Below are 22808 nucleotides of genomic sequence, written 5' to 3'. Positions count from 1 at the left end.
TCAGCGCTGATCAACCGCATCAACACCGACAAGAGAGACCGAGGAACCCATGACACGCAAGAGCCGCCGCGCGGCCCTGCTCCGCCGTCTCGTCGAGCGCCGCCGCGCGCAGCGCCGCCACGACGAGCCCCGCCACGACGAGCCCCGCCACGACGAGCCCCGCCACGACGAGCCCCGCCACGACGAGCCCCGCCACGACGAGCGCCGCTTGGACGAGCGGGGAGACGTCCCCGGCTGGGTGATGATCACCGTCATGACCGTGGCCATCGTCGGCGCCATCTGGGCGGTCGCCGACGACCAGCTGACGGCGATGCTCACCACCGCCCTCAACTCGGTGAGCAAGGGCTGACGGTGCTGATCGGGCCGCGCCGACGTGACGAGCGTGGCGCGGCGATCGTGGACTTCGTGCTCGTCACCGTCGTCCTGATCCCGCTCTTCCTCGGCATCCTGCAGCTGGCACTGGTCCTCCACGTCCGCAACACCCTCACGTCGGCGGTCTCGGAGGGCGCGCGGTACGCCGCCACGAGTGACCGCGGCCTGGACGAGGGTGTCGCCGAGACCCGGGCGCAGATCGCGGGCGTGCTCGACCCCGCCTATGGCGACGACGTCTCCGCGCGAGTGATCGACATCGGTGGGCTCCCCGGCGTCGAGGTGGTGGCCCGGGCCCGGGTGCCGGCGCTGGGGCTCGGCGGACCAGCAGTCGAGCTGACCGTCCGCGGCACGGCGGTGGAGGAGCGGGTGCCATGAGTCCGCCCACGTTGCCCACTGGGTCGGGGAAGCCGGCGAGGCGTCGCGACGAGCGCGGCAGTGCTCTGGTCGAGCTGACCTGGCTCGGCGTTCTCCTGCTCGTGCCGCTGGTGTGGATCGTGCTGTCCGTCTTCGAGGTGCAGCGCGGCGCCTTCGCCACCGCCGGAGCCGCCCGGTCGGCCGCGCGGGCGTTCGCGCTCGCACCCGACGACAGCAGCGGCCGGACGGCCGCACGTCAGGCGGCGCGGCGGGTGCTGGTCGACCAAGGACACGACGACCCGACGGCCGCGGTCGAGGTGACGTGCGTGCCCGCCGGCGACTGCCACAGCGGGGGAGCGGTGATCACCGTGCGGATCTCGACGGCGGTGCACCTGCCGATGGTGCCCTCGCTGTTCGGTGATCAGCGCTCGACGTTCGCGTTGACCTCGACGCACACTGTGCCGATCGGGCGCTTCCAGGAGTCGCGGTGAGACCGCTGCCGCCACGCGACGAACGCGGCCAGACGACCGTGATGATCGTCGGCTTCGCCGTGGTCCTGATGACGGCGGTCGGCATGGTCGTGAACGTGTCGGCGGCGTACCTCCAGCGCCAGAGCCTCGACAGCCTCGCCGACGGTGCGGCGCTGATGGCTGCCGACGCAGGCGCCGAGGGCTCCGACGTGTACGACGGCGGTCTGGACAAGTCGCGGCTCGTGCTCTTCGAGGCAGCGGCGCGGCGCGCGGTCGACGACTACCTGTCCAGCACCGGCGCCCGGGCGGCGTACCCCGGCCTCACCCGCACCGTCCACGTCGACCTCGACACCCGCTCCGTGCGGGTCACGGTGCGTGCGCCCCTCGACCTCCCGCTCCGCGTCCCCGGCGGACCAGCCACGGCCACCATCGCGGCCACTGGCGCAGCCGCCGTGTCACCAGAGGGCTGAGGGCCTCCGAGCAGAGTGTCCGACCCCGAGGTGATGATCGTCGAGCGGGTGGCGCCCGTGGCCGGTTTCGGTCTTCGCCAGCCACTGCTCGACCACCCCGCCGTCGAGGCGGTTGTTACATGACCACAAGGAACGGTCCCTTTGCCGAGACGCGTGGCGCCGGGACGATTCTTGAGGCGAGATGGTTGTCATGGAGTTGAACACCGACTCGTCGCGAAAAGCGCGCCTCCATCGTGACCGAGCACGCCGCGCCGGGTCCTCCTGGAGCGAGGCTGCGACAGTGTCGAGAGGCCTCGGAAGCCGATCGCCTTGATCGTCCGAGCGGCCTCAGCCCGGTCTCGATGATCCCGGACGACGACCGTGGCCGCGTCGTCCGAAGTCGCAGCGTTGGGGGCATCGTTCGATTCTCTCGTCTTCTGTGTCGGAGTGACACGAGAGGATTGTTCGCCCACGCTCGCGCACGCACGCACGCATACCACCCGAAGGAGTCATGCGAGAAGGTTCACTGGGGCCTCAATTGCGCCTGAATGCGCCCATAACTGAAATGTTATGAGCACTTGACATGAGTTGTTCACGGTATATGCGTGCCAGCCTTTCCTTCACTCGTAGACCGGCAATCCTGGTTCGGTCGACAATGGGAATGGAGCGAAAGTCAAGCTTGCGGTTTGTGTTGCCTTGATGGCGTTGATTCTCTCGGTGATAGCGACTTTTCTTCAGGCTGCGCCGGCAAACGCCTACCGAATCGATCCCGCTCAAATGACGATCTTTCTCAACAAGGCGGAAACCAAGACAATGGCGATTGGCTACGGTGCGTGCACCACGGTCGCTGGGACCTTCCCGTGGGTCTGGACGAAAGCCGTGGTTCCCTACTGCGGGCTCGCGACAGTCGTGGCAGCGACGGCCATCGATGCAGGGAAGTGCCTGCGGCTGTACATGATGTGGAACGGAGCAATCGTGCCCGGTCACTACACCTGTGCCATTAGCACGTCGCCCGGGGGTGGAGGCGGCAGTTGGTGACAAGTCGCCCCTCGTGAAGGGTGTTGCCTTCCCGGCGGCTCCTCAGCGTCTAGGCTGAGGAGTCGCCAGGCCTTGAACAGGAGATGCGGATGATTTGGTTGTCGGCAGTGATAGGCGTCACAGCCGGTGCGGGATTCGCGCTTACCCAGAAGCGCGTTCCGCTTTGGCTGAGAATCGCCTTCATTCTTGCTGCGCTGGTGGTAATCGTCTGGTTTGTCCAAGACAAAACGTTCATGCCCGAAGTGCTCATCGCGTTGGCTGCATTTGGGCTGTCGCTCAGCACGGTTCATGCTGCTCTCGCAAGGCGGTCACTGCGAGTTTGAGGTTGGCCCCTCTCCTACCGCGTGTGCAGCGTGCCGAAGGATCGGCGTCCTTGACCGTGCTCACCGCGTGGATCACCGAGTGTCCCTTCGTCGAGACGAATCTGGTCCGGCGAAGGAAAGGTCTGACGCCCCGATCGGCTGAGAAGTTCGACGGTGGAACTGGTTGTCCAGACAAATGAATTTTGCCGAACCAATCCATCCCAGCGCGGGTCACAAGGACCACACACCACACCACCTGGGAGTCGCCAACGACTCGCGAGGGCGGTGCATCGGCACGCACACGGGAGGAACCGCCATGAAGAAGCTCAGCTCGATCTCGCTCGCAGGGGCGCTCGCCACTGGACTCGTCATCGCCGGATCGGCCGGCCTGACGACGGCCGCGAACGCGGGCACCGCGGACGCCGCCGCAAAGGCGCCGTACCGCGTCACCTTGAAGGTCTCGGAGTCCGCGGCCATCGCCGGGGAGACCAAGCTCGCCCTGACCGGCAAGGTCCGCCCGAAGCCCGAGAAGGGCAGCCCGGTCAGCCTGCAGATCCAGTACGAAGGCAAGGACAGGTGGAAGACCGTCCGCACCGTCGGGGTCAAGAAGGACGGTTCCTTCGCGTTCTCCGACAAGCCCGGCACCAGCCAGGAGCGCAGCTATCGGGTGGTGAAGGGCAAGGACGCCGGCGGCGCGAAGGGCATCAGCCGTGAGCGCGCCGTCGAGGTGCAGGCGTGGAAGTGGCTGGACTCCTTCACCACCAGCGCCGGCGCCGACGTCCTCGACATCTACGAGATCCCGGTGAACGGCGAGACCTACCGCCGCAACCTGGTGCTCGACCGCACCAAGGACTCCGGCTTCGAGGAGTGGACTTTCGGACGCAAGTGCACGGTCTTCGAGTCGACCCTCGGCCTGTCCGACCGCACCGAGACCGGCGGCCAGGGCGGCATCGTCGTGACCAGCGACGGCGTCGTGAAGTACGCGCGCACCTTCAACCTCGGCGAGTCCGAGCTGCGCACCATCGACGTGACCGACGTCTACCGGATGCGCCTCGACTTCGGTCAGGTCACCACCACGCCCGACACCGAGCCGACCGCTGCCGCGGCACGGGTGCTGTGCGACTGATCCTGGGCGACTAGTTGCCGGCTAGCAGCAGCGTTCGGGGGACGGCCCCGGCGGGGAGTCGAGAGCGTTTCGACACCCGTCGGGGCCGCGCCGTACCCTTGCCGGTTGTGGCAGGCCCTGACTTCGACTCCGAGATCAAGCAGCTCCAGGCGACCATGAAGACAGTGGGCCAGGTGCTGGACCTCGACGCCATGCGGGCCGAGATCGCCGACCTCGGCGAGCAGGTCGCCGCGCCCGACCTCTGGGACGACCAGGCCAACGCCACCCGCGTCACCGGCAGGCTGTCGCTCCTGCAGAGCGAGCTCGACCGTTTCACCGAGCTCAACACCCGCGTCGACGACCTCGAGATCATGGTCGAGCTCGGCCAGGAGGAGGGCGACGCCGAGGCCATCGCCGAGGCCGAGCGCGAGCTGGTCCGGGTCAAGAAGGCGGTCGAGGCGATCGAGGTCCGGACGCTGCTGTCCGGCGAGTACGACGTCCGCGAGGCTCTCGTCACCATCCGCTCCGGCGCCGGTGGCGTCGACGCCGCCGACTTCGCCGAGATGCTGATGCGGATGTACGTCCGCTGGGCGGAGCAGCACAACTACCCCGTCGAGGTCTTCGAGACGTCGTACGCCGAGGAGGCCGGGCTCAAGTCCGCCACCTTCGCGATCCACGCGCCCTACGCCTACGGCACCCTCTCGGTCGAGGGCGGCACCCACCGCCTGGTGCGGATCAGCCCCTTCGACAACCAGGGACGCCGGCAGACCAGCTTCGCCGCCGTCGAGGTGGTGCCGGTGCTCGAGCAGACCGACGAGATCGACATCCCCGACGAGGACATCCGCATCGACGTCTACCGCTCCGGCGGGCCGGGCGGGCAGTCGGTCAACACGACCGACTCGGCCGTGCGGCTCACGCACATCCCCACCGGTCTCGTCGTGAGCTGCCAGAACGAGAAGTCGCAGCTGCAGAACAAGGCCAGCGCCATGGTCGTGCTCAAGGCCAAGCTGCTCGCGATGAAGAAGGCCGAGGAGAAGGCCCATCTCGACGGGATGCGCGGCGACGCGCAGGCAAGCTGGGGCGACCAGATGCGCAACTACGTGCTCAACCCCTACCAGATCGTCAAGGACCTGCGGACGGGCTACGAGGTCGGCAACCCCACCGCCGTCTTCGACGGCGACCTCGACGGCTTCCTCGAGGCCGGGATCCGCTGGCGTCGTGGGGCCGAGCGCGCCGAGGCGTGACCTTCGCGAGTGTGGTCTCGACTGATCGCTCGCTCCGCTCGCTGCTCGACCACCGAGTGCGACCCGCCCGGCGACGTTTCACGGCCTCTCAGGTTCTACGTCTAACCTCGATCCGGTGATTCGGTTCGAAAAGGTCAACAAGACCTATCCCGGCCAGGGACACGCGGCCCTCGACAACCTCACGGTCGACATCGAGAAGGGCGAGTTCGTGTTCCTCGTCGGCGCGTCCGGCTCCGGCAAGTCCACGGCGCTGCGACTGGTGCTGCGCGAGACCCGGCCGACCGCGGGGCGGGTGTACGTCGCCGGCAAGGAGATCAACCGCCTCGCAGGGTGGAAGGTGCCGCGGCTGCGCCGCCAGATCGGCACCGTCTTCCAGGACTTCCGCCTGCTGAACAACAAGACCGTCTCGGAGAACGTCGGCTTCGCCCTCGAGGTGATCGGCAAGCCGCGCGCCCAGATCCGCAAGGTCGTCCCCGAGACCCTCGAGCTGGTGGGCCTCGACGGCAAGGGCGACCGGATGCCGGACGAGCTCTCCGGAGGCGAGCAGCAGCGCGTCGCCATCGCCCGCGCGTTCGTCAACCGGCCGATGATCCTGATCGCCGACGAGCCCACCGGAAACCTCGACCCCACCACCTCGGTCGGGATCATGAACCTCCTCGACCGCATCAACCGCACCGGTACGACCGTCCTGATGGCCACGCACGACCACGGCATCGTCGACCAGATGCGCAAGCGCGTGATCGAGCTCGAGCACGGCCGCGTGGTGCGCGACGAGGCACAGGGCGTCTACGGCTTCCAGAACTGACCTGACCTGAACCTGATCCAGCCCCTCATCCACACGATCACGAGGCTCCTTCACCGCTATGCGATACGTCCTGTCCAACCTGGGCCAAGGCCTGCGCCGCAACCTGTCCATGCACGTCGCGGTGATCCTGACCCTCTTCGTCTCGCTCACCCTGGTCGGTCTGGGCGTGCTGCTGAACCAGCAGGCCGCGAAGGCCGCCGACTACTGGGGCAGCCAGCTCGAGATCACCGTCTGGCTCTGCACCGACAACGACGACGACCCCGGGTGCACCGGTGAGGTGACCGAGGCGCAGAAGGCAGCGGTCGTCGAGGCGGTCGAGGCGAGCCCCGAGGTCGCCGGCTACCGGGCCGAGACCAAGGAGGAGGCGTTCGAGAAGGTCAAGGAGCTGCTGGGGCCTGAGCAGTTCGAGGGCGACAACCCCGCGGCCACCGCCGAGGCGATGCCGCAGTCGGTGTGGATCGAGCTGAAGGACCCGGAAGAGTACCTCGGCGTCACCAGCGCGGTGAAGGGCCTCGACGGGGTGAGCGACGTACGCGACGCTCGCGACAAGCTCGAGCCGATCTACGGCACCATCAACGCGCTGCAATACGGCGCGCTGGGCACGGCCGGCTTCCTGGTGATCGCCGCGCTCCTCCTCGTCGCCAACACCATCCGCCTGGCCGCGCTGGCCCGGCGCCGTGAGATCGGCATCATGCGGCTGGTGGGCGCCTCGACCCTCTACATCGCGCTGCCCTTCCTCATGGAGGCGCTGGTGACCGCCATCCTCGGTGTCGGGCTCGCGGCCGGCGCCCTCTACGCGTTCATGAGGTTCGGCATCCTCGAGCGCGCCTCGGACGCGCTGAAGTTCATCCCCTGGATCGGCATGTCGGAGTACTGGCTCGCCGTCCTCTGCATCGGCGTCCTGGGGCCGGTCCTGACCCTGCTGCCGACCGCCTTCCTGACCCGCAGGTACCTCAAGGTCTGACCACCCGGTCGGAGGGCCGTCCGCTGACCGGCGACACTCCGACGAAGGTCACCGCAACCGGCCGCACTGCGCGTTAGCGTCGTCGTGCTGCCTCGGCCGAAAGGGCGGGGGAGCACCACTTCCCCAATACCTGCGAAGGCAACCACCGGTGCGCACCTTCCCCCGCGCCGTACGTCGTCGCGTAGGAGTGACGGCCCTGGCCGTCGCCCTCGCAGCCGGCGTGGCGGCAGTACCCACCGCTCAAGCCCAGCTGTCCGCTGCCTCGTTCTCGGCCGGCGACAAGGCCGACCGGCTCAAGAAGCAGAAGAAGCAGGCCGAGCAGGACGTCGACCACGCTCACGAGGAGTTCGAGTTCTCGAGCAAGAAGGTCGTCAGCGCCCACCTCGCCCTCGAGTCGGCGCGCGCCGACCTGAGCGCGGCGCGCTCCCATCTCGACGACACCCGTGACCGGCTCGTGGACGCCCAGGCCAAGGACCTCGAGATGAAGGCCGCGCTCGTCGACGCGCAGACCGAGCTGGACCACGCCGAGCTCTCCCACGATGTCGGCGAGGTCGAGGTGAGCCACCAGAAGGCCGAGGTGGCCGAGCTGATCGCGGACATCTACCGCGAGGGCGACCCCGACCTGAACGCCTTCTCGTCCCTGCTGAACGCCGAGAGCCCGGCCGACCTGGTGCGCGGCGACGAGGGCCGCCGCGTCGTGGTCGGCACCCAGACCCAGGCCTACGACGACCTCTCCGCCGCCGAGCTGCTCCTCGCAGTGCGCGAGGACGAGGTGAGCGCCGCGCGCGACGACGTCGCGAAGAAGGCCGAGGACGCGGCCGAGCAGGTCAAGGTGGTCGAGGGACTCGAGCGTGAGGCCGAGACCGCCAAGGACGACGTCGTCCGTCTGGTCTCCGAGCGCAAGAGCGCCAAGGAGGAGGCCCAGCGGCTCAAGAAGTGGGACCGGTTCCAGTGGCGCAAGGCGCAGCGGGACCAGGCCCGCATCGAGGCCCAGCTCAAGGAGCTCGCCCGCAAGGCGCGGCTGCGCGCCCTGCGCAAGGCCCAGGAGAGAGCCCGGGCCAACCAGACCGCACCGGGCAACACGGGCGGCTTCCTCAACCGACCGGTCCCGGGACCCGTCACGTCGTCCTTCGGCATGCGGATCCACCCGATCTACGGCTACTACGGGCTGCACGACGGCACCGACTTCGGCGTCGCGTGCGGTGAGCCGATGTACGCCGCCGCCGACGGGCGGGTCGTCGCGGAGTACTACCAGACCGCCTACGGCAACCGGCTCGTGGTCAACCACGGCTTCCAGCAGGGCGTCGGGCTGGCCACGATCTACAACCACGCCGCGTCGTACACCGTGTCGGTGGGCGACTCCGTCGCGCGCGGCCAGGTGATCGGGTACGTCGGCGACACCGGCTGGTCCACCGGCTGCCACCTGCACTTCACGGTGATGGTCAACGGGCGTGCGGTCGACCCGATGAACTGGCTGTGAGACGCACCTCGGTCCCGTGACGTCGCTGACGCTCCTCCTCGACCAGCGGTGATGTGAATCCGCTTGAGCTCGCCTGAGAGGATGCTCGGGTGCCGAAGGAGAAGGGTCAGAAGGTCGTCGCGCAGAACCGCAAGGCTCGGCACGACTACCACATCGAGGACACCTGGGAGGCCGGCCTGGTCCTGGTCGGCACCGAGGTGAAGTCGTTGCGCGCCGGTCGCGCGTCGCTGCAGGACGGGTTCGCCGAGGTCGACGACCACGAGGTGTGGCTGCAGGGCGTGCACATCCCCGAGTACACCCAGGGCACCTGGACCAACCACGCCGCCCGCCGCAAGCGCAAGCTGCTGCTCAATCGCACCGAGATCGCCAAGATCGAGCGCAAGATCACCGACAAGGGCTACACGCTGGTGCCGCTGCAGCTCTACTTCAAGGACGGTCGGGCGAAGGTCGAGATCGGCCTGGCCCGCGGCAAGAAGGCCTACGACAAGCGACACTCGCTCGCTGAGCGGCAGGCCAACCGCGAGCAGGAGCAGGCCGTGCAGCGCCGGCTCAAGGGCCACACGGATTGAACCTCCACGAGAGGCTGGGCCTGCCGGGCCTCTACGACGTCCACACCCACTTCCTCCCCCCACGGATGGCGGTGAAGGTGCGCGCCCAGTTCGATCGGGCGGGCCCGCTGATCGGGCGCGAGTGGCCGCTGCACTACCGCGGCGACGAGGCAGAGCTCGTCGCGACCCTCGAGGCCGTCGGCGTACGCCGCTTCACCGCGCTCGCCTACGCCCACAAGCCCGACATGGCCGACTGGCTCAACGACTGGTCGGCGGACTTCGCGAAGCGCACGCCAGGAGCGCTGCGCTGCGCGACCGTCTACCCGGAGCAGTCCGCGGCGGCGTACACCTCCCGCCGGCTCGCCGAGGGCGCGAGGGTCTGGAAGGTGCACGTGCAGGTCGGCGGCTTCGACGTGCGCGACCCGCTGCTGGACGAGGCGTGGGGCCTGCTCGCCGAGGCCGGCGCACCCGTGGTGCTGCACGCCGGCTCGGGGCCGGTCCCGACCGAGCACACCGGCCCCGGCCCGGTGGCCGAGCTGCTGCGCCGGCACCCGACGCTGTGCCTGGTGCTGGCGCACATGGGGGCCCCTGAGTACGCCGAGTTCCTCGCGCTGGCGGAGACCCACGAGCGCGTCCACCTCGACACCACGATGGTGTTCACCGACTTCTTCGACGAGCTGGGGGCGGCGTACCCCCGCGAGCTGCTGCCCCGGCTGTCCGCCCTGGGCGACAGGGTGCTGCTGGGCTCGGACTTCCCGAACATCCCCTACGCGTACGGCCACCAGCTCGACGCCCTCGACCGGCTCGAGCTCGGCGACGACTGGCTGCGGGGGGTGCTCTGGGAGAACGCCGTGCGCCTGATCGGGCTCGGCTGAGCCGGGACGAGGAGGGCCCGGACGACGAGGGCCCGGACGACGAGGGCACGGACGACGGTGGTCGAGCCCGCACGACCGGGGAATCGAATGGGCCTGCGTCGGCGTTGTGAACTACGCTGGCCTGACTAGGCTGGCTGTGTTGCAGCAGCCAGGCAGCACGTGACAACTCAAGAGGGGCTGATCGGTTTCGACTTGGGACGTTAGTTCCAGGAGAAGCGGGTCGAGGAGCCGGCGACATCTCGTTAACGAACGCCGGAAAACCATAGTTGCCAATTCTGAGCGCAACGACTTCGCTCTCGCTGCCTGAGCAGTGACCGAAGGGTCAGACCGGGCATCTGTCTCCGTCCCGGACCCTGGCCTCATCTAGGAGACTTGCTGCTCATCCTCTGTCACGAGGGCTGAGCGGGACTTTTTCGTGACTGAGCCCGTCGGCGACCTGTTCGTGGGAGCGCCGGGGCCGAGAAAAGCGACTCCACGAACTGCACCCGGAGAAGACCTGGTTCGACGCTCGAGGACGCGGGTTCGATTCCCGCCAGCTCCACCAGCTCATCACGCACTCTCACGTTTGTGATCTCTCACGAGATAACGGACAGGCCGGACCCCGAACTGGGGTCCGGCCTTCTGTGTTCTCGGGGTCTGGGCCGGGTGGTCGTCCGAGGTGGCGGTAGCGGGTCGGTCCCGGGTGCCGCTCGGGGCCGGGCGGCGTAGGTGATCCTCCCGACCGGCCTACTCAGCACGACGCGCTTGCGCCGCGACACTCTCGTCCTGGGTGACGGGCGGGTGGTCCGAAGGCGTCACGACCAGGTCCGACCGGATGGCGACGGCCAGGGCGCACAGGGCTGCGAGGTACAGCACTCCGGCGAGGTAGGCGGACCACTCGCTCACGTTGGAGCCGACGAACTCGAGCACGAGGAAGGCCCACAGCGCGGGACCGACCCACCGGAGGAGCTGGCGGTTGCGGAAGTGGGCGATCGACAGCAACAGGATGCCGAGCACGGTGCCGAGCAGCCCGGCCGCGAAGAAGGGCAGCATCAAGGGCGAGTCCATCGTGTCGCGCAGCAGGTCGGCGTACGCCTGGCGATGGTCGGGTGAGTCGGCCATGACCACCTGCATCGTCGTCGTGCCGCCCACGACTGCGTGACCGAAGGCGCCGAGCACGGCGAGGACTCCGCCGGCTGTGGCCAGCCGAGGACTCGCCGGGTGCAGCCAAACGGCCAAGCCGGACATCGCGACGAGGAACGGCAGCTGGCTGATCACGAAGGCCATCTCGCTGATCGTGGCGCGGGAGCCTGCCTCGGCCAGTCCGGCGAGCTGCTCGGCCGGGTCGCTGTGGAACTCGGGGGCAAGCAGCGTCCAGAGCAGCGACAGGGCGGCAGTGGCGACGAGGCACAGGGCGGTGAGGGTGCGAAGGTTTCGGTTCATGGCACCAGTGGACGGGGCACGGCCGGTTCGTGTCGTCAGTCTGTGGAGGGCTGCGGTGTCATCCGTGGGATGACTCCGCCCAGCGCTCACGTCCCCTACGGTGAGCCCATGGCTGGGAGGTGGCAGCGGGCTGCGGACGTCGCGCTCGCCCTCGTCGTGCTCCTCGTGGCCATCGCCGAGATCTGGGTGCCATTCGAGTCGCGCGCCGGGACCGGCGACCCGGGGTGGTCCACCCTGCAGGTGCTGATCCTTGCCTTGGCGCTGTGCTGGCGACGGACGCAGCCGCTCCCGGCGGTGATCGTCGCAGGCTTCGCCATGATCACGTTCCACGCGGCCGGCGTCGCCTACCTGCTCTTCAACGGCCAGCTGGTGCCGTTGTTGCTGCTCACCTTCGCAGTCGCCCGTTACGGCCGAGGGCGCGATCCCTATCTCGGTGGCCTCTTCGTGGGCGGCACGATGCTGCTCGGTGACTTCACGATCCCGGAGCTCGGCAGCGCCTCCGAGATGATCTTCCACTGGGGTGCCCTGGGACTGACCTACGTGCTCGGTACCTGGCAGCGGCTGACTGCACACAGGGCAGAGCAGGCGCGCGACCGGGCCGTGGCTGCTGAGGCCCGCGCGGTCGCGGCCGTGCTGGAGGAGCGCACGCGGATCGCGCGAGAGCTCCACGACGTGGTCGCGCACGCGGTGACCCAGATGGTGGTGACGGCCGGGGCCGCGGAGGGGATGGCGGAGACGCCAGAAGCGGTACGCCGGTCCCTCGCGACCATCCGTCAGACGGGGTCGGGAGCGTTGACCGAGATGCGCCGTGTGGTGACGATGCTGCGCGACGCCGACGAGGCGGCTTCCAGAGCGCCGCAGCCCGGGCTGGCGGCTCTGGAGTCCCTGGTGGCGGACGCACGTGCGACCGGGCTGCCGATCTCGTTCGAGGTGACGGGGCAGCCACGCGACCTGCCGGCAGGGCTGGACCTCACGGCCTTCCGGGTCGTGCAGGAGGCCCTGACAAACGCCCAGCGCCACGCCCGTGCGGTCACCGAAGTCGCGGTCAGGCTGGACTTCACGGACCAGGAGGTAAGCATCGAGGTCCACGACGACGGGACCGCGTGCCCGGGGACGGGTGGAACCGGGCATGGGCTGATCGGCATGCGCGAGCGGGTGCTTCTGTACGGCGGCAAGCTCAGGACCGGGCCGCGGCCGGACCGCGGCTTCGCGGTCGAGGTGGCGCTGCCGCTGGAGGCGGGATGAGCAGGGTGCTGGTGGTGGACGACCAGGAGCTGCTGCGCGCAGGGTTCCGGATGATCCTCGAGCAGGGTGGCCACGAGGTCGTCGGGGAGGCCAGCGACGGCGTCGAGGCGATCGACCGGGCGCTCACGCTGCTGCCCGACGTGGTGCTGATGGACGTGCGCATGCCGCGGCTGGACGGCATCGACGCCACCCGACGGATCGTCGCTCGCGCCCCCGCCGTACGCGTGCTGGCGCTCACCACGTTTGACCTCGACGAGTACGTCTTCGACGCGGTCCGCGCCGGCGCGTCGGGCTTCCTGCTCAAGGACCTCTCGCCGGGCGATCTGGTGCGGGCGGTGGAGGTGGTCGCGAGGGGCGACGCGATGCTCGCGCCCCAGCTGACGAGCCGTCTCCTGGCCAGGTACACCCTCAGCCCCGACCCCGGCGCAGCCCTCGGAGGGATCACCGAGCGGGAGACTGAGGTGCTCCGGTTGATCGCCCGCGGATGGTCCAACTCTGGCATCGCTGCCCACCTGGTCCTGAGCGAGGCCACGGTGAAGACCTACGTCTCCCGGCTCCTCGCCAAGCTCGGCGTGCGGGACAGGGTGCAGCTGGCAGTCCTGTCCTACGAGTCGGGCTTGGTGCGAGCGGGGGAGACGGACCCGGTCGAGTGATTGCTGGGCAAGCCAGTGGCTACGGGCGAGTGCTGCCGGTCCGCGGCTTGTGGGACGGGACCAGCCCTCATGGGTGCTGATCCTGAGGGCGGTGGGTGCAAGACCTGCTGCCGGTTCGCGGAATTGATCCGCTGACCTGCGCATCCTCGAATCCACGAAGACCCCACCAGACAGCCCTCTTCACTCGGCCGCGGCCGGCGCCTAGCGCCCGCCGCGGCCGAGCTGTCTCTACTTCACCTCGGCGCGCAGCACACGCACGAGACCCAACACGAACGGCAGCACCACCCAGATGAGGTTGCTGGTGCCGATCTGCGCCCACTGCTGGTCGGTCAGGTTGTCCGCGGTGAACAGCGGCGCCTGCGCGGCCCACAGGTCGATCCACGGCTGGACGTCCTGCAGCGGCTTCCAGAGGCTGCCGACGATGTTGAGGGCCGTCGGGAAGACGAAGTAGCTCACGATCGCTGGAGCCGAGCTGAGGAACAGCAGGCCGAAGGCGAGGCCCTGGAGGATCCCGGTCAGCTGCAGGATGCCGAACTTGCCGAGCTCGACGAGGCCGAAGTGCGCGAACCCGTCGGGGGCCCCTCCGACCACGGTGGCCAGGGCGGCGAACGCGACGCTGACGACGATCGCCCCCACCCCGGCCAGCAGGCCGGCGAGCACCTTGGCGGTGAGCACCCGGCCACGGAGGGGCACGAGGGTGAAGGACACGAGACCGGTGCGCTGGCTCCACTCGCTCGTCACGAGCAGGATCCCCAGCACGGGCAGCAGGAAGCCCTGCGGGCCGAGGGTCGCGCCCATGAAGTGCAGGAAGGTCCGCTCGGGCTGGGTCGCCGTGACGAAGTAGACGACGACGATGACCAGCGTGATGGCGGCCAGCCCCAGCAGCAACCACAGCCCCGATCGGGTGTCGGCCATCTTGCGGAGCTCGACCCGGACGAGTCGCGACATCGGGATCGGGACGTCGACGGGGGACCCCGTCGTACGCCGTGATCCGCGGCGGGCCGGGACGGGCACCGGCGTGGCTGGGCTGGTCGTGGCTGGGCTGGTCGTGGCTGGGCTGGTCGTGGTTGGGCTGGTCCTGGCTGTGGTGGTCATGCTGCTACTCCTTCGCGCTGGGTGTCTGCGGTGAGCTGCAGGAAGAGGTCCTCGAGTCCTGCGCCCTCCGCGGGGCGCAGCTCGTCGAGGGGGATGCCGTGGGCAGCGGCCACGGCTCCGACCTGTCGGGGGGCGGCGTCGCTCCGGAGTCCCTGGCCCGACACCGAGGTGCAGATGCCGGCCGTCTCGAGGGCCAGTGCGAGGTCGCGATGACGTTCTGCCCGGACGAAGCTGCCGCGAGGTTGCAGCAGCTCCTCCTTCGTCCCCTGGGCCACGATCCGCCCGCGCCCGATGAGGACGAGGTCGTCGGCGATCCTCTCGACCTCGTGGAGCAGGTGTGACGACAGCAGCACGGTGCCCCCACCGGCGGCGTAGTCGCGGAGCAGACCCCGCATCCAGTGGATGCCGGCAGGGTCGAGCCCGTTCGCCGGCTCGTCCAGGATGAGGATCGACGGATCGCCCAACAGGGCGTGGGCGATCCCCAGGCGCTGGCGCATGCCGAGGGAGTAGTCGCGCAACCGTCTGCGTGACTCGTCCGCGCTGAGCGACACCCGCTCGAGGAGCTGGTCGACCTTGGTTCGGGGGAGGCCCATGGTCTCGGTGCCGATGGTGAGGATCTCCCGACCCGTGCGACCCGCATGCTGGGCCGACGCGTCGAGCAGGACGCCGATCTGACGGCCCGGGTTGGCGAGGTCGCGGTAGTGACGACCGTCGACCTGGACCTCCCCGGTGGTCGGCGGGGTGAGCCCGACCATGATCCGCATCGTCGTGGACTTGCCGGCGCCGTTCGGTCCGAGGAACCCGGTGACCCGGCCCGACCTGGCGACGAAGGAGACGTCGTCGACGGCGGTGTACTCGCCGTACCTCTTGGTGACGTGCTCGACGGTGATCATGCGGTTGCTCCTGTCGTGAGGCGCTCGACCGGCTGGTCGGACGAGGTGGGGGTGCCCTTTTCGTCAACGGTGTGGGGCTCGTCCACGGCGTGGGGTTCGTCAACGGTGTGGGGCTCGTCGACGGTGTGGGGCTCGTCGACGGTGAGCCGCGGCAGGACACGGTCGAGCCAGGACGGCAGCCACCAGTTGGCGTCGCCCAGCAGGGCCATGGCAGCAGGCACCAGGACCATGCGGATGACGGTCGCGTCGATGAGGATCGCGGTCGCCAGGCCCAGCCCGAGCATCTTGAGCGACGGCACCGGGCTGCCGACGAAGCTGAGGAAGACCGCGATCATGATCAGCGCGGCGGAGGTGACGACCCGTCCCGTGCCGGCCAGCCCGCGGGCCACCGACTCGGCGTTGTCTCCGGTCCGGACGTACTCCTCCCGGATCCGGGACAGCAGGAACACCTCGTAGTCCATCGAGAGCCCGAACAGGATCGGGAACATGATGACGACGATGATCGAGGTGATCGGGGTCGGACCCTCCAGGCCGAGCAGCTCGGCTCCCCAGCCCCACTGGAAGACCACGACGAGGACGCCGTACGCCCCTCCGATGGACAGCAGGTTCATCAGCGCCGCCTTGAGCGGTACGGCGACGGACCGGAAGACCAGCATGAGGAGCAGGAAGGAGACGGCGATGACCGCGCCGATGAAGAGCGGCAGGGTGTCGCTCAGCTGGGCGTTGAGGTCGTCGGTCACTGCGGTGATCCCGGAGACGTAGACGTTGTCGGGGATGATCGCCCGCACCCGCTCGATGGTGGCCGAGGTGTCGCGGTCTGCGGGTCCCGTGGTCGGAGTGGCGACGAGGACCACGGTGTCGCCGTCCTCCGAGGTCAGTGGGGCGCCGACCGACGAGATGCCCGGGACGGCCGCGAGGTCCGCCGACAGCACGGTGATGCCGCCTGTGTCGACCCCGGGGCGGCTGAGGTCGGCGACCACGGTGAGAGGCGCGTTGATGCCGACGCCGAAGCCTTCGGTGAGCAGGTCGTACGCCTGTCGGTGGGTGGTGTGCGCGGGTGCGTCCCCCGCCGCGGGGAAGCCGGTCTGGAGGAAGAACGCCGGCATGGCCAGGGCGACCAGGGTGACGACGGCGCCGGCGAGGTAGGGCCAGGGGCGCCCCGAGACGCGGTGGGCGAAGCGCCACCAGGCGGTCTCCTCGGCTGCCTTCGCGGGGCGGTGGCGCCGGCCGATGCGCCCCTTGTCGACCCGGTCGCCCAGGAGGGCGAGCAGCGCGGGGAGCAGGGTGATGGCGGCGGCGACCGCGAAGAAGACCATGATCGCGGTGGCCAGGCCGATGGAGGTCAGCACGCCGAGGCCGGTGAAGGCCAGGGCGGCGGTGGCGACCATGACGGTCCCGCCTGCGAAGACCACGGCCGCGCCGGAGGAGCTCATGGCACCGGCCAGGGCCGTGGCGTTGTCGTCGCCGCGGCCGCGGTTCTCGCGGTAGCGGGCGATCACGAAGAGCGCGTAGTCCACCCCGACGCCGAGCCCGACGAGCCCCGCGATGGGGATCGCGGACACGGAGACGTCCATCGTGCTCGCCAGCAGGGTGATGCCGCCGATGCCCGCGCCCACCGCGATCAAGGAGAGGGCGATCGGCAGGAGCGCGGCGACGAGGGTGCCGAACACGACGAGCAGGACCATCAGGGCGACGAGCAGCCCGATGGCGGTGTGGCTGCTGCTCTCGTCCTGGGCGTTGAGGAAGACGGCGTCGCCGCCGAGCTCCACGCGCAGGCCGTCAGCCCCCATGCCGGACACCGAGTCGGACAGGACGGCGAACGCCGGCTTGCCCATGTCGCGCTCCGGGACGTCGAGGGTGATCACGGCGTACCCGATCCGCCCGTCGCCGGAGACGGTGCCGGCGCTGAACGGATCGGTGACGGACTCGACGTGCTCCAGGACCGCCACGTCGTCGAGCACGGCGGTCACGTCAGCCTGCTGTGCGGAGAGTGTCGAGTCGTCCGGCGCCGCGAGGACGACGAGAGCGTTGCCCTTGGCGGCCTCGGGAAAGCTCTTGCCGAGCAGCTCCATGGCGCGGTCGCTCTGGCTGCCGTCGGCCGAGAAGTCGTCGGCGAAGCTGCCGCCGCCGCTGACCGCCAGGAACCCGACGGCCACCAGGACGGCCAGCCAGCCGGCCATGGTGCGCCACGGGCGCCTCGCGCTCGCCATGGCGATGGCACGGGTGAACCTGTTCATGGGAAGTGCCTTTCAGGAGAGGTGCTGGTCTGTTGCAGCGCGAAGCTAGGCAGCGACGTGGTGAGCGGTCGTCACCACAGGTGGTGAGCGCGAGGGTGATTCGCCCGCGTCGCCTCGAGCCGTGGTCCTCGGGGAGCGGCCCCTCAGGCCGCGGCCCTGGCGAGGATCCGCGACCGGACACGGTGCAGGCGCGGCATCAGCAGGTAGATGACGATCGGGACGGCCACCGTCGCGAGGACGAAGGTCCGCAGCACGCTCGGCAGCTGCGAGAGCTGCTCGCCGAACGTGAGGTTGAGGACGGTGAGGGTCGGGAAGACGGCGATCCAGATCATCAGGGCGAGCTGGTGCCGGGTGGGCGGCGGGACGTCAGGCATGGTTGTTCTCCTTGGGTGCGGTGGTGGCGGTCACGTCGTCGGCGTGGCCGGTGAGGAAGTCGGCCACGTCGTGCCGGACGTCCTCGTCGACGAGGTCGTTGTTGATCGCGATCGCAGCCGCCGACCCCTGGCCGGCTGCGGTGATGACCTGGGCTCGTGGATCGACGGCGTTGCCTGCCGCCCACACCCCGGCCACGCTGGTGCCGCCGGTTGCGTCGGCGACGACCCAGCCGTTGTCGTGGGTGACGCACCCGAGCTCGACGAGCAACCCGGTGTTGGGCACGAAGACCGGTCGGACGAAGACCGCGTCGCGGCGCACGACCTGACCATCAGCGAGCTCGATGCCCTGGAGCGCGTCGTCCTCGACGACCAGTCGGGTGACCGTCCCCTCGACGACACCGATCGCCCGGGCGACCAGCTGTTGACGGTCGAGGGCGGTGAGGGACCCGGTGTGGGCGAAGTAGACGACGTCGTGGGACCACTGGCGGAGCAGCAGGGCATGCTGCACGGCGCCGGGAGTGCCGCCGAGGACGCCGAGGCGCTGGTCGCGGACCTCGTGACCGTGGCAGTAGGGGCAGTGCAGCAGGTCGCGGCCCCAGCGTTCGCTGACACCGGGGACGTCCGGGACCTCGTCGCGCAGGCCGGTGGTGACCAGGATCCGGCGAGCGGAGAGGACCTGTCCCTCTCCGAACGTCACCTCGAAGGTGGCGTCGTCGACCCTGGAGATCGACGAGACCGTGCCGTGGAGGAGCTCGCCGCCGTACGCCGTCACCTCCTCGGCGCCGAGCGCCAGCAGCTCCGTCGGAGGGATGCCGTCACGGGACAGGAATCCTTGAAGGTGCCCGGCGGGTGCGTTGCGCGGTTTGCCGGCGTCGATGACGGCCACGGAGCGGCGCGCCCGAGTCAGGACCAGGGCGGCGGACAGGCCGGCGGCTCCACCGCCGATGACGGCTACGTCGTAGGTGTTCATGCCCCGAGGCTCGTCCGGCTCGCGGCTGGCGGCAATGAATGTTGCCGAATCTGGGAACGACCGGTGGAATGGGCGGATGACGTCGTCGCCCGTGCCACCCATCGCGGACACCCTGGAGCTCGTGGGACCCCGGCTCCGCAAGATCCGCGAGCAGCGTGGCGTCACGCTGACAGACGTCGCGGACCGGACCGGGATCTCGAAGAGCACGTTGTCGCGCCTCGAGAACGGGCAGCGGAGACCGAGCCTCGAGCTGCTCCTGCCCTTGGCGCAGCTCTATCGGGTCCCGCTCGACGACCTGGTGGGGGCACCCGAGGTCGGCGACCCGCGGATCCGGCTCAAGCCGCGGAAGGTCAACGGTCGCACCGTCGTACCGCTCACGCATCCCGGCGGCATCCAGGCGTGGAAGATCCTCATCCCTAAGGGCCAGTCCGAGCCGCGCCTGCGCACCCACGACGGGTACGAGTGGCTCTACGTCCTGTCCGGGCGGATGCGGCTGATCCAGGGTGACCGCGACCTCGTGCTCGAAACGGGGGAGGCGGCGGAGTTCGACACCCGGCTGCCGCACTGGTTCGGGAGCACGGGCGGAGGGCCTGCGGAGGTGCTGAGCATCTTCGGACGGCCGGGGGAGCAGCTCCAGCTGCGGGCCGCGCTCGCCCAGGCGGACCGCGGCCCGGACGAGCCCGACGGACACTAGGCTCCGACACGGCAGGGGAGGGAGCCGCGGTGTCGATCGCGCTGGTGGAGACCAAGTTCTTCCTTCCCCACGCGCGCGAGGACCTGCTCGCCCGTCCCCGCCTCGAGGCCCTGCCGTGGGTACGCCGCAGTCGTCTCGTCCTCGTCTCCGCGCCGGCGGGCTTCGGCAAGACCACGCTGCTGGCCGCCTGGCTCGCCAACCCGCGGGGCAAGTCCGCGGCGAGGTGTGCGTGGGTGTCCCTCGACGAGGCCGACCGTGACCCGGAGTCGTTCTGGTCCTACTTGCTGACCGCGCTGGAGCGCGCGTCGCCGGGCACTGGTGGTGCGGGTCTGTCCCTGCTGGGCGCCGGGCAGCCCATCGAGGCCGTCCTGACAGCGGTGCTCAACGAGGTCAGCGTGCTCGCCGAGGACCTCGACCTGGTCCTGGACGACTACCACCTCGCCGAGAACCCGGGGATCCAGCCCGGCATGTCCTTCCTGATCGAGCGGCTGCCACCGCAGCTGCGGCTGGTCATCGGCACCCGCGCGGATCCCGCGCTGCCGCTGGCCAGGCTGCGTGCACGGGGTGAGCTCACCGAGCTCCGGGCGGCGGACCTGCGGTTCACCGACGACGAGACCGGGGCCTTCCTCGCCACCGTGACCGGGCTCGACCTGCCCGAGGCCGACGTGGCCGCGCTGGGCGCACGAACGGAGGGCTGGATCGCCTCACTGCAGCTGGCGGCACTCTCGCTGCGTGATCGCGACGACCCGTCCGAGTTCATCGCTGGATTCGCTGGCGACGACAGGTATGTCGTGGACTACCTGGTCGAGGAGGTGCTCGACCGACAGCCGGCGGAGGTTCGCGAGTTCCTGCTCGACACGGCGATCCTCGAGCGCCTCTCAGGCCCGCTCTGCGACGCGGTGAGCGGTGGCACCGGCGGCGCGAAGATGCTCGAGTCGCTCGAGCGCCGCAACCTGTTCGTCGTGCCGCTCGACGCGCAGCGACGCTGGTACCGCTACCACCACCTGTTCGCCGACGTCTTGCGGAGCCACCTGCTCGCCGAGCGTCCGGAGCAGGTCGCCCAGCTGCATCGGCGAGCGAGCGGGTGGTTCGCCGAGGCCGGGGAGCCCGTCGCCGCAGTCCGGCACGCGCTGGCTGCCGGTGACGCCGACCGCGCCGCCGACCTGGTCGAGGTCGCCATCCCGGACCTCGCCCGCGACCGCCGGGAGGCGGTGATCCGTGCCTGGGCCGACCAGCTCCCCGACGAGGTGTTGCGGGATCGCCCGGTGCTCGGCATCCGGTTGGTCGGGGGCTTCATGTCCACCAACGAGTTCGACGGGGTCGAGCAGAGGCTGCAGCACATCGAGGAGCTGATGCGGCGACCCGTCGACGAGGTGGTCGTCGTGGACCCCGATGACCTGGCGCGCATCCCTGCGTCCCTGGCGATGTACCGCGCCGCGCTGGCCCTGAACGCGGGCGACCCCGCGGGCTGCATCGTGTACGCCGCCGAGGCGGTGGCCCAGACCCGGGCCGACGACCACCTCACCCGCGCGTCCGCGGCGGCGCTGGCGGGGTTGGCATCGTGGGCGACCGGCGATCTCGAAGCGGCCACCGCGGGCTACCGGGTCGCGATCGAGGGCCTCACCCGAGTGGGGCACATCGCGGACGTGCTCGGGTGCTCGCTCGCGCTTGCCGACATGGAGCTGACCCTGGGTCGGCTCGAGCAGGCCGACCGCACGTTGGAGCACGCCCTCGCGCTGGCCGACCTCCACCGCCCCGCGGGCGGGGACGTCATGCGCGGGACCGCTGACATGCTCGTCGCCAGGAGCCGCGTGGCGTGGCACCGCAACGACCTGTCCGGTGCCGCGACGTACCTGAGGCGTGCCGAGGACCTCGGGGAGTCCGCAGGGCTCGCGCAGCATCCTTATCGATGGCGGGTGGCGCTGGCCCGGCTGCGGGCTGGTGCGGGCGACCTGGCCGACGCCCTCGACCTTCTCGACCAGGCCGAACGCGTCTACGTGGGCGACTACTCACCGCAGGTCCACCCGATCCACGCCACCAAGGCCCGGGTGCTGACGGCGGCAGGCGACCTGAGCGCCGCGCGGGCCTGGGCGCGCGAACACCGGCTCGCCGCCGACGACGAGGTGTCGTACTTGCGCGAGTACGAGCACCTGACCCTGGCCCGCTTGATGCTGGCCGAGCACCGCACGCACCCGGGCGAGGCGCGGCTGTCGGACCTCCTCAAGCTCCTGGACCGCCTGCTGACCGCGGCCGAGTCCGGCGGCAGGGACGGATCGGTGCTCGAGATCGAGGTGCTGCGGTGCCTGGCCCATCGCGCGTCGGGTGACGCGGACGCGGCTCTCGCAGCCTTGGAGCACGCCGTCGACCTGGCGGAACCTGATCGCTGGGTCCGCTTCTTCGTCGATGCCGGGCCGGAGCTGGCAGCGGCGCTCGCCGAGCTCGTCGTACGTCGTCCCCACTCCGACTTCGTGCGGGAGCTGGTGCGCCAGGCCGCGCCGGGAGGCCTGCCGGTGGCAGCCCAACCGGCTGCGTTCCCTCACGACGACGTGCTGCTCGATCCGCTCAGCGACCGGGAGCTCGACGTGCTCCGCCTGCTCGGCTCCGATCTGGACGGCCCCGCCATCGCCCGTGAGCTGGTGGTCTCGCTGAACACCGTGCGGACCCACACCAAGCACATCTACACCAAGCTCGGCGTGAACAACCGCCGGTCCGCCGTCACCAAGGCGCACCAGCTCGGCCTGCTCGTCCGGCCGCGTCAGCCCTGACGGCGGCGAGATCACCAGCTGAGTCACCACATGATGTGAAGACCCCTGAGGGGTTGGCTCGTAGCGTCTGCCGGGTGAACAGCGACCCCTCCGACGACGACGCAGGTTGGTACGAGATCAGCATCCGGGGTCGTCTGGAAGAACGCTGGGCCGCGTGGTTCGAGGGCATGGCCATCGATGCCGGGCAGGCGGGACAGACGATCATCCGCGGCCCCGTCGTCGATCAGGCCGCGCTGCACGGTCTGCTTGCCCGGTTGCGCGACCTGGGGATCCCGCTCGTGGAGGTGCGGCAGATCCCTGCCCCGTCCGCTCCGGACGACCTGCGCTGATCGCGCGGCGGCCCTTGACGATTTGCTCGCGAGGGCCGGCTCACGTGCGCCGGTGGAGGGTGATGGTGCCGTTGGGGTGGTAGGTGGTCTGGTATCGGGGGTCGTGGATCTTGTGGTGGTGCCAG

Annotated in this window: 24 protein-coding genes and 1 other RNA gene; 19 read left to right on the top strand and 6 right to left on the bottom strand. The window is 69.8% G+C overall.

What is annotated here, in order from left to right:
• Positions 1 to 49: 49 nt before the first annotated feature.
• The 14 genes from ABD295_RS06410 to ssrA all read left to right on the top strand — a co-directional run bounded on the left by ABD295_RS06410 (position 50) and on the right by ssrA (position 10550).
• Positions 50 to 349: a hypothetical protein gene (locus tag ABD295_RS06410; RefSeq protein ID WP_344302842.1), complete on the top strand. Its 300-nt coding sequence runs from the start codon at positions 50 to 52 to the stop codon at positions 347 to 349.
• Positions 350 to 351: 2 nt separating this feature from the next.
• Positions 352 to 747: a TadE/TadG family type IV pilus assembly protein gene (locus tag ABD295_RS06405; RefSeq protein ID WP_344302841.1), complete on the top strand. Its 396-nt coding sequence runs from the start codon at positions 352 to 354 to the stop codon at positions 745 to 747.
• Positions 744 to 1217, top strand: a complete 474-nt coding sequence (locus ABD295_RS06400; RefSeq protein WP_344302840.1) for a hypothetical protein — start codon at positions 744 to 746, stop codon at positions 1215 to 1217. Before ABD295_RS06405 ends, ABD295_RS06400 begins: the two co-directional genes overlap by 4 nt.
• Positions 1214 to 1666 (top strand): pilus assembly protein TadG-related protein, encoded by a 453-nt coding sequence (locus tag ABD295_RS06395; RefSeq protein WP_344302839.1) that lies wholly within the window; start codon positions 1214 to 1216, stop codon positions 1664 to 1666. The genes ABD295_RS06400 and ABD295_RS06395 overlap by 4 nt, the downstream gene beginning before the upstream one ends.
• A 678-nt stretch (positions 1667 to 2344) precedes the next feature.
• Positions 2345 to 2683, top strand: coding sequence for a hypothetical protein (locus ABD295_RS06390; protein WP_344302838.1), 339 nt, complete (start codon positions 2345 to 2347; stop codon positions 2681 to 2683).
• An 89-nt stretch (positions 2684 to 2772) separates the two neighbouring features.
• Positions 2773 to 3006 carry a hypothetical protein gene (locus ABD295_RS06385; protein ID WP_344302837.1) on the top strand — a complete coding sequence of 78 codons (234 nt, stop codon included), beginning with the start codon at positions 2773 to 2775 and terminating at the stop codon, positions 3004 to 3006.
• A 295-nt stretch (positions 3007 to 3301) separates the two neighbouring features.
• Positions 3302 to 4111, top strand: a complete 810-nt coding sequence (locus tag ABD295_RS06380) for a hypothetical protein (protein WP_344302836.1) — start codon at positions 3302 to 3304, stop codon at positions 4109 to 4111.
• Between the two features lie 107 nt (positions 4112 to 4218).
• The gene (gene prfB / locus ABD295_RS06375) at positions 4219 to 5334 is read left to right on the top strand and encodes a peptide chain release factor 2 (protein WP_344302835.1); all 1116 of its coding nucleotides are present in this window, start codon (positions 4219 to 4221) and stop codon (positions 5332 to 5334) included.
• A 115-nt stretch (positions 5335 to 5449) separates the two neighbouring features.
• Positions 5450 to 6139: a cell division ATP-binding protein FtsE gene (gene ftsE, locus ABD295_RS06370; RefSeq protein ID WP_344302834.1), complete on the top strand. Its 690-nt coding sequence runs from the start codon at positions 5450 to 5452 to the stop codon at positions 6137 to 6139.
• A gap of 58 nt (positions 6140 to 6197) precedes the next feature.
• Positions 6198 to 7103 carry a permease-like cell division protein FtsX gene (ftsX, locus tag ABD295_RS06365; protein ID WP_344302833.1) on the top strand — a complete coding sequence of 302 codons (906 nt, stop codon included), beginning with the start codon at positions 6198 to 6200 and terminating at the stop codon, positions 7101 to 7103.
• A gap of 148 nt (positions 7104 to 7251) precedes the next feature.
• Positions 7252 to 8583, top strand: a complete 1332-nt coding sequence (locus ABD295_RS06360; protein ID WP_344302832.1) for a peptidoglycan DD-metalloendopeptidase family protein — start codon at positions 7252 to 7254, stop codon at positions 8581 to 8583.
• 89 nt (positions 8584 to 8672) lie between these two features.
• Positions 8673 to 9152, top strand: a complete 480-nt coding sequence (smpB, locus tag ABD295_RS06355) for an SsrA-binding protein SmpB (RefSeq protein WP_344302831.1) — start codon at positions 8673 to 8675, stop codon at positions 9150 to 9152.
• The gene (locus tag ABD295_RS06350; RefSeq protein WP_344302830.1) at positions 9149 to 10006 is read left to right on the top strand and encodes an amidohydrolase family protein; all 858 of its coding nucleotides are present in this window, start codon (positions 9149 to 9151) and stop codon (positions 10004 to 10006) included. Before smpB ends, ABD295_RS06350 begins: the two co-directional genes overlap by 4 nt.
• A 173-nt stretch (positions 10007 to 10179) precedes the next feature.
• Positions 10180 to 10550: a transfer-messenger RNA gene (gene ssrA, locus ABD295_RS06345) on the top strand.
• A gap of 182 nt (positions 10551 to 10732) precedes the next feature.
• Here the strand turns inward: ssrA and ABD295_RS06340 are convergent.
• Positions 10733 to 11428, bottom strand: coding sequence for a hypothetical protein (locus ABD295_RS06340; protein WP_344302829.1), 696 nt, complete (start codon positions 11426 to 11428; stop codon positions 10733 to 10735).
• 108 nt (positions 11429 to 11536) lie between these two features.
• Between ABD295_RS06340 and ABD295_RS06335 the strand changes: the two genes are divergently transcribed.
• Both ABD295_RS06335 and ABD295_RS06330 read left to right on the top strand, forming a co-directional pair.
• Positions 11537 to 12673 (top strand): sensor histidine kinase, encoded by a 1137-nt coding sequence (locus ABD295_RS06335; RefSeq protein WP_344302828.1) that lies wholly within the window; start codon positions 11537 to 11539, stop codon positions 12671 to 12673.
• Entirely contained in the window at positions 12670 to 13326 is a 657-nt protein-coding gene (locus ABD295_RS06330; RefSeq protein WP_344302827.1) for a response regulator transcription factor, read from the top strand. Before ABD295_RS06335 ends, ABD295_RS06330 begins: the two co-directional genes overlap by 4 nt.
• A gap of 228 nt (positions 13327 to 13554) precedes the next feature.
• Here ABD295_RS06330 and ABD295_RS06325 read toward each other — a convergent pair whose 3' ends face one another.
• The 5 genes from ABD295_RS06325 to ABD295_RS06305 all read right to left on the bottom strand — a co-directional run bounded on the left by ABD295_RS06325 (position 13555) and on the right by ABD295_RS06305 (position 18895).
• Positions 13555 to 14421, bottom strand: coding sequence for an ABC transporter permease (locus tag ABD295_RS06325; RefSeq protein WP_344302826.1), 867 nt, complete (start codon positions 14419 to 14421; stop codon positions 13555 to 13557).
• Positions 14418 to 15314, bottom strand: coding sequence for an ABC transporter ATP-binding protein (locus tag ABD295_RS06320; protein ID WP_344302825.1), 897 nt, complete (start codon positions 15312 to 15314; stop codon positions 14418 to 14420). Before ABD295_RS06320 ends, ABD295_RS06325 begins: the two co-directional genes overlap by 4 nt.
• On the bottom strand, positions 15311 to 17551 hold the full coding sequence (locus ABD295_RS06315; RefSeq protein WP_344302824.1) for an MMPL family transporter: 2241 nt from the start codon (positions 17549 to 17551) through the stop codon (positions 15311 to 15313). Before ABD295_RS06315 ends, ABD295_RS06320 begins: the two co-directional genes overlap by 4 nt.
• Positions 17552 to 17694: 143 nt before the next feature.
• Complete coding sequence (locus tag ABD295_RS06310) at positions 17695 to 17925, bottom strand: putative antibiotic biosynthesis monooxygenase (protein ID WP_344302823.1); 231 nt, start codon at positions 17923 to 17925, stop codon at positions 17695 to 17697.
• Positions 17918 to 18895 carry an NAD(P)/FAD-dependent oxidoreductase gene (locus tag ABD295_RS06305; protein ID WP_344302822.1) on the bottom strand — a complete coding sequence of 326 codons (978 nt, stop codon included), beginning with the start codon at positions 18893 to 18895 and terminating at the stop codon, positions 17918 to 17920. The genes ABD295_RS06310 and ABD295_RS06305 overlap by 8 nt, the downstream gene beginning before the upstream one ends.
• A gap of 76 nt (positions 18896 to 18971) precedes the next feature.
• On the opposite strand from ABD295_RS06305, the gene ABD295_RS06300 reads away from it, so the two are divergent.
• From ABD295_RS06300 to ABD295_RS06290, 3 genes are all read left to right on the top strand, one after another.
• The gene (locus ABD295_RS06300) at positions 18972 to 19589 is read left to right on the top strand and encodes a helix-turn-helix domain-containing protein (RefSeq protein ID WP_344302821.1); all 618 of its coding nucleotides are present in this window, start codon (positions 18972 to 18974) and stop codon (positions 19587 to 19589) included.
• Positions 19590 to 19618: 29 nt separating this feature from the next.
• A complete protein-coding gene (locus tag ABD295_RS06295; RefSeq protein ID WP_344302820.1) occupies positions 19619 to 22354 on the top strand; it encodes a winged helix-turn-helix domain-containing protein in 2736 nt (911 codons plus the stop codon).
• Positions 22355 to 22428: 74 nt separating this feature from the next.
• The gene (locus tag ABD295_RS06290) at positions 22429 to 22683 is read left to right on the top strand and encodes a hypothetical protein (RefSeq protein ID WP_344302819.1); all 255 of its coding nucleotides are present in this window, start codon (positions 22429 to 22431) and stop codon (positions 22681 to 22683) included.
• Positions 22684 to 22808 lie beyond the last annotated feature (125 nt).

This window comes from Nocardioides bigeumensis (assembly GCF_039531755.1).
Taxonomy (GTDB): domain Bacteria; phylum Actinomycetota; class Actinomycetes; order Propionibacteriales; family Nocardioidaceae; genus Nocardioides; species Nocardioides bigeumensis.
Note: the sequence above shows the minus strand (reverse complement) of the source record. Positions and strands in the feature narration are given on the sequence as shown.

Bases quoted from the DNA above. Each gene is read 5' to 3' on its own strand.
- ABD295_RS06410 (WP_344302842.1), top strand. From the start codon at position 50: ATGACACGCAAGAGCCGCCGCGCGGCCCTGCTCCGCCGTCTCGTCGAG.
- ABD295_RS06400 (WP_344302840.1), top strand. From the start codon at position 744: ATGAGTCCGCCCACGTTGCCCACTGGGTCGGGGAAGCCGGCGAGGCGT.
- ABD295_RS06390 (WP_344302838.1), top strand. From the start codon at position 2,345: ATGGCGTTGATTCTCTCGGTGATAGCGACTTTTCTTCAGGCTGCGCCG.
- ABD295_RS06385 (WP_344302837.1), top strand. From the start codon at position 2,773: ATGATTTGGTTGTCGGCAGTGATAGGCGTCACAGCCGGTGCGGGATTC.
- ABD295_RS06380 (WP_344302836.1), top strand. From the start codon at position 3,302: ATGAAGAAGCTCAGCTCGATCTCGCTCGCAGGGGCGCTCGCCACTGGA.
- ftsX (WP_344302833.1), top strand. From the start codon at position 6,198: ATGCGATACGTCCTGTCCAACCTGGGCCAAGGCCTGCGCCGCAACCTG.
- ABD295_RS06340 (WP_344302829.1), bottom strand. From the start codon at position 11,428: ATGAACCGAAACCTTCGCACCCTCACCGCCCTGTGCCTCGTCGCCACT.
- ABD295_RS06335 (WP_344302828.1), top strand. From the start codon at position 11,537: ATGGCTGGGAGGTGGCAGCGGGCTGCGGACGTCGCGCTCGCCCTCGTC.
- ABD295_RS06330 (WP_344302827.1), top strand. From the start codon at position 12,670: ATGAGCAGGGTGCTGGTGGTGGACGACCAGGAGCTGCTGCGCGCAGGG.
- ABD295_RS06325 (WP_344302826.1), bottom strand. From the start codon at position 14,421: ATGACCACCACAGCCAGGACCAGCCCAACCACGACCAGCCCAGCCACG.
- ABD295_RS06320 (WP_344302825.1), bottom strand. From the start codon at position 15,314: ATGATCACCGTCGAGCACGTCACCAAGAGGTACGGCGAGTACACCGCC.
- ABD295_RS06315 (WP_344302824.1), bottom strand. From the start codon at position 17,551: ATGAACAGGTTCACCCGTGCCATCGCCATGGCGAGCGCGAGGCGCCCG.
- ABD295_RS06310 (WP_344302823.1), bottom strand. From the start codon at position 17,925: ATGCCTGACGTCCCGCCGCCCACCCGGCACCAGCTCGCCCTGATGATC.
- ABD295_RS06305 (WP_344302822.1), bottom strand. From the start codon at position 18,895: ATGAACACCTACGACGTAGCCGTCATCGGCGGTGGAGCCGCCGGCCTG.
- ABD295_RS06300 (WP_344302821.1), top strand. From the start codon at position 18,972: ATGACGTCGTCGCCCGTGCCACCCATCGCGGACACCCTGGAGCTCGTG.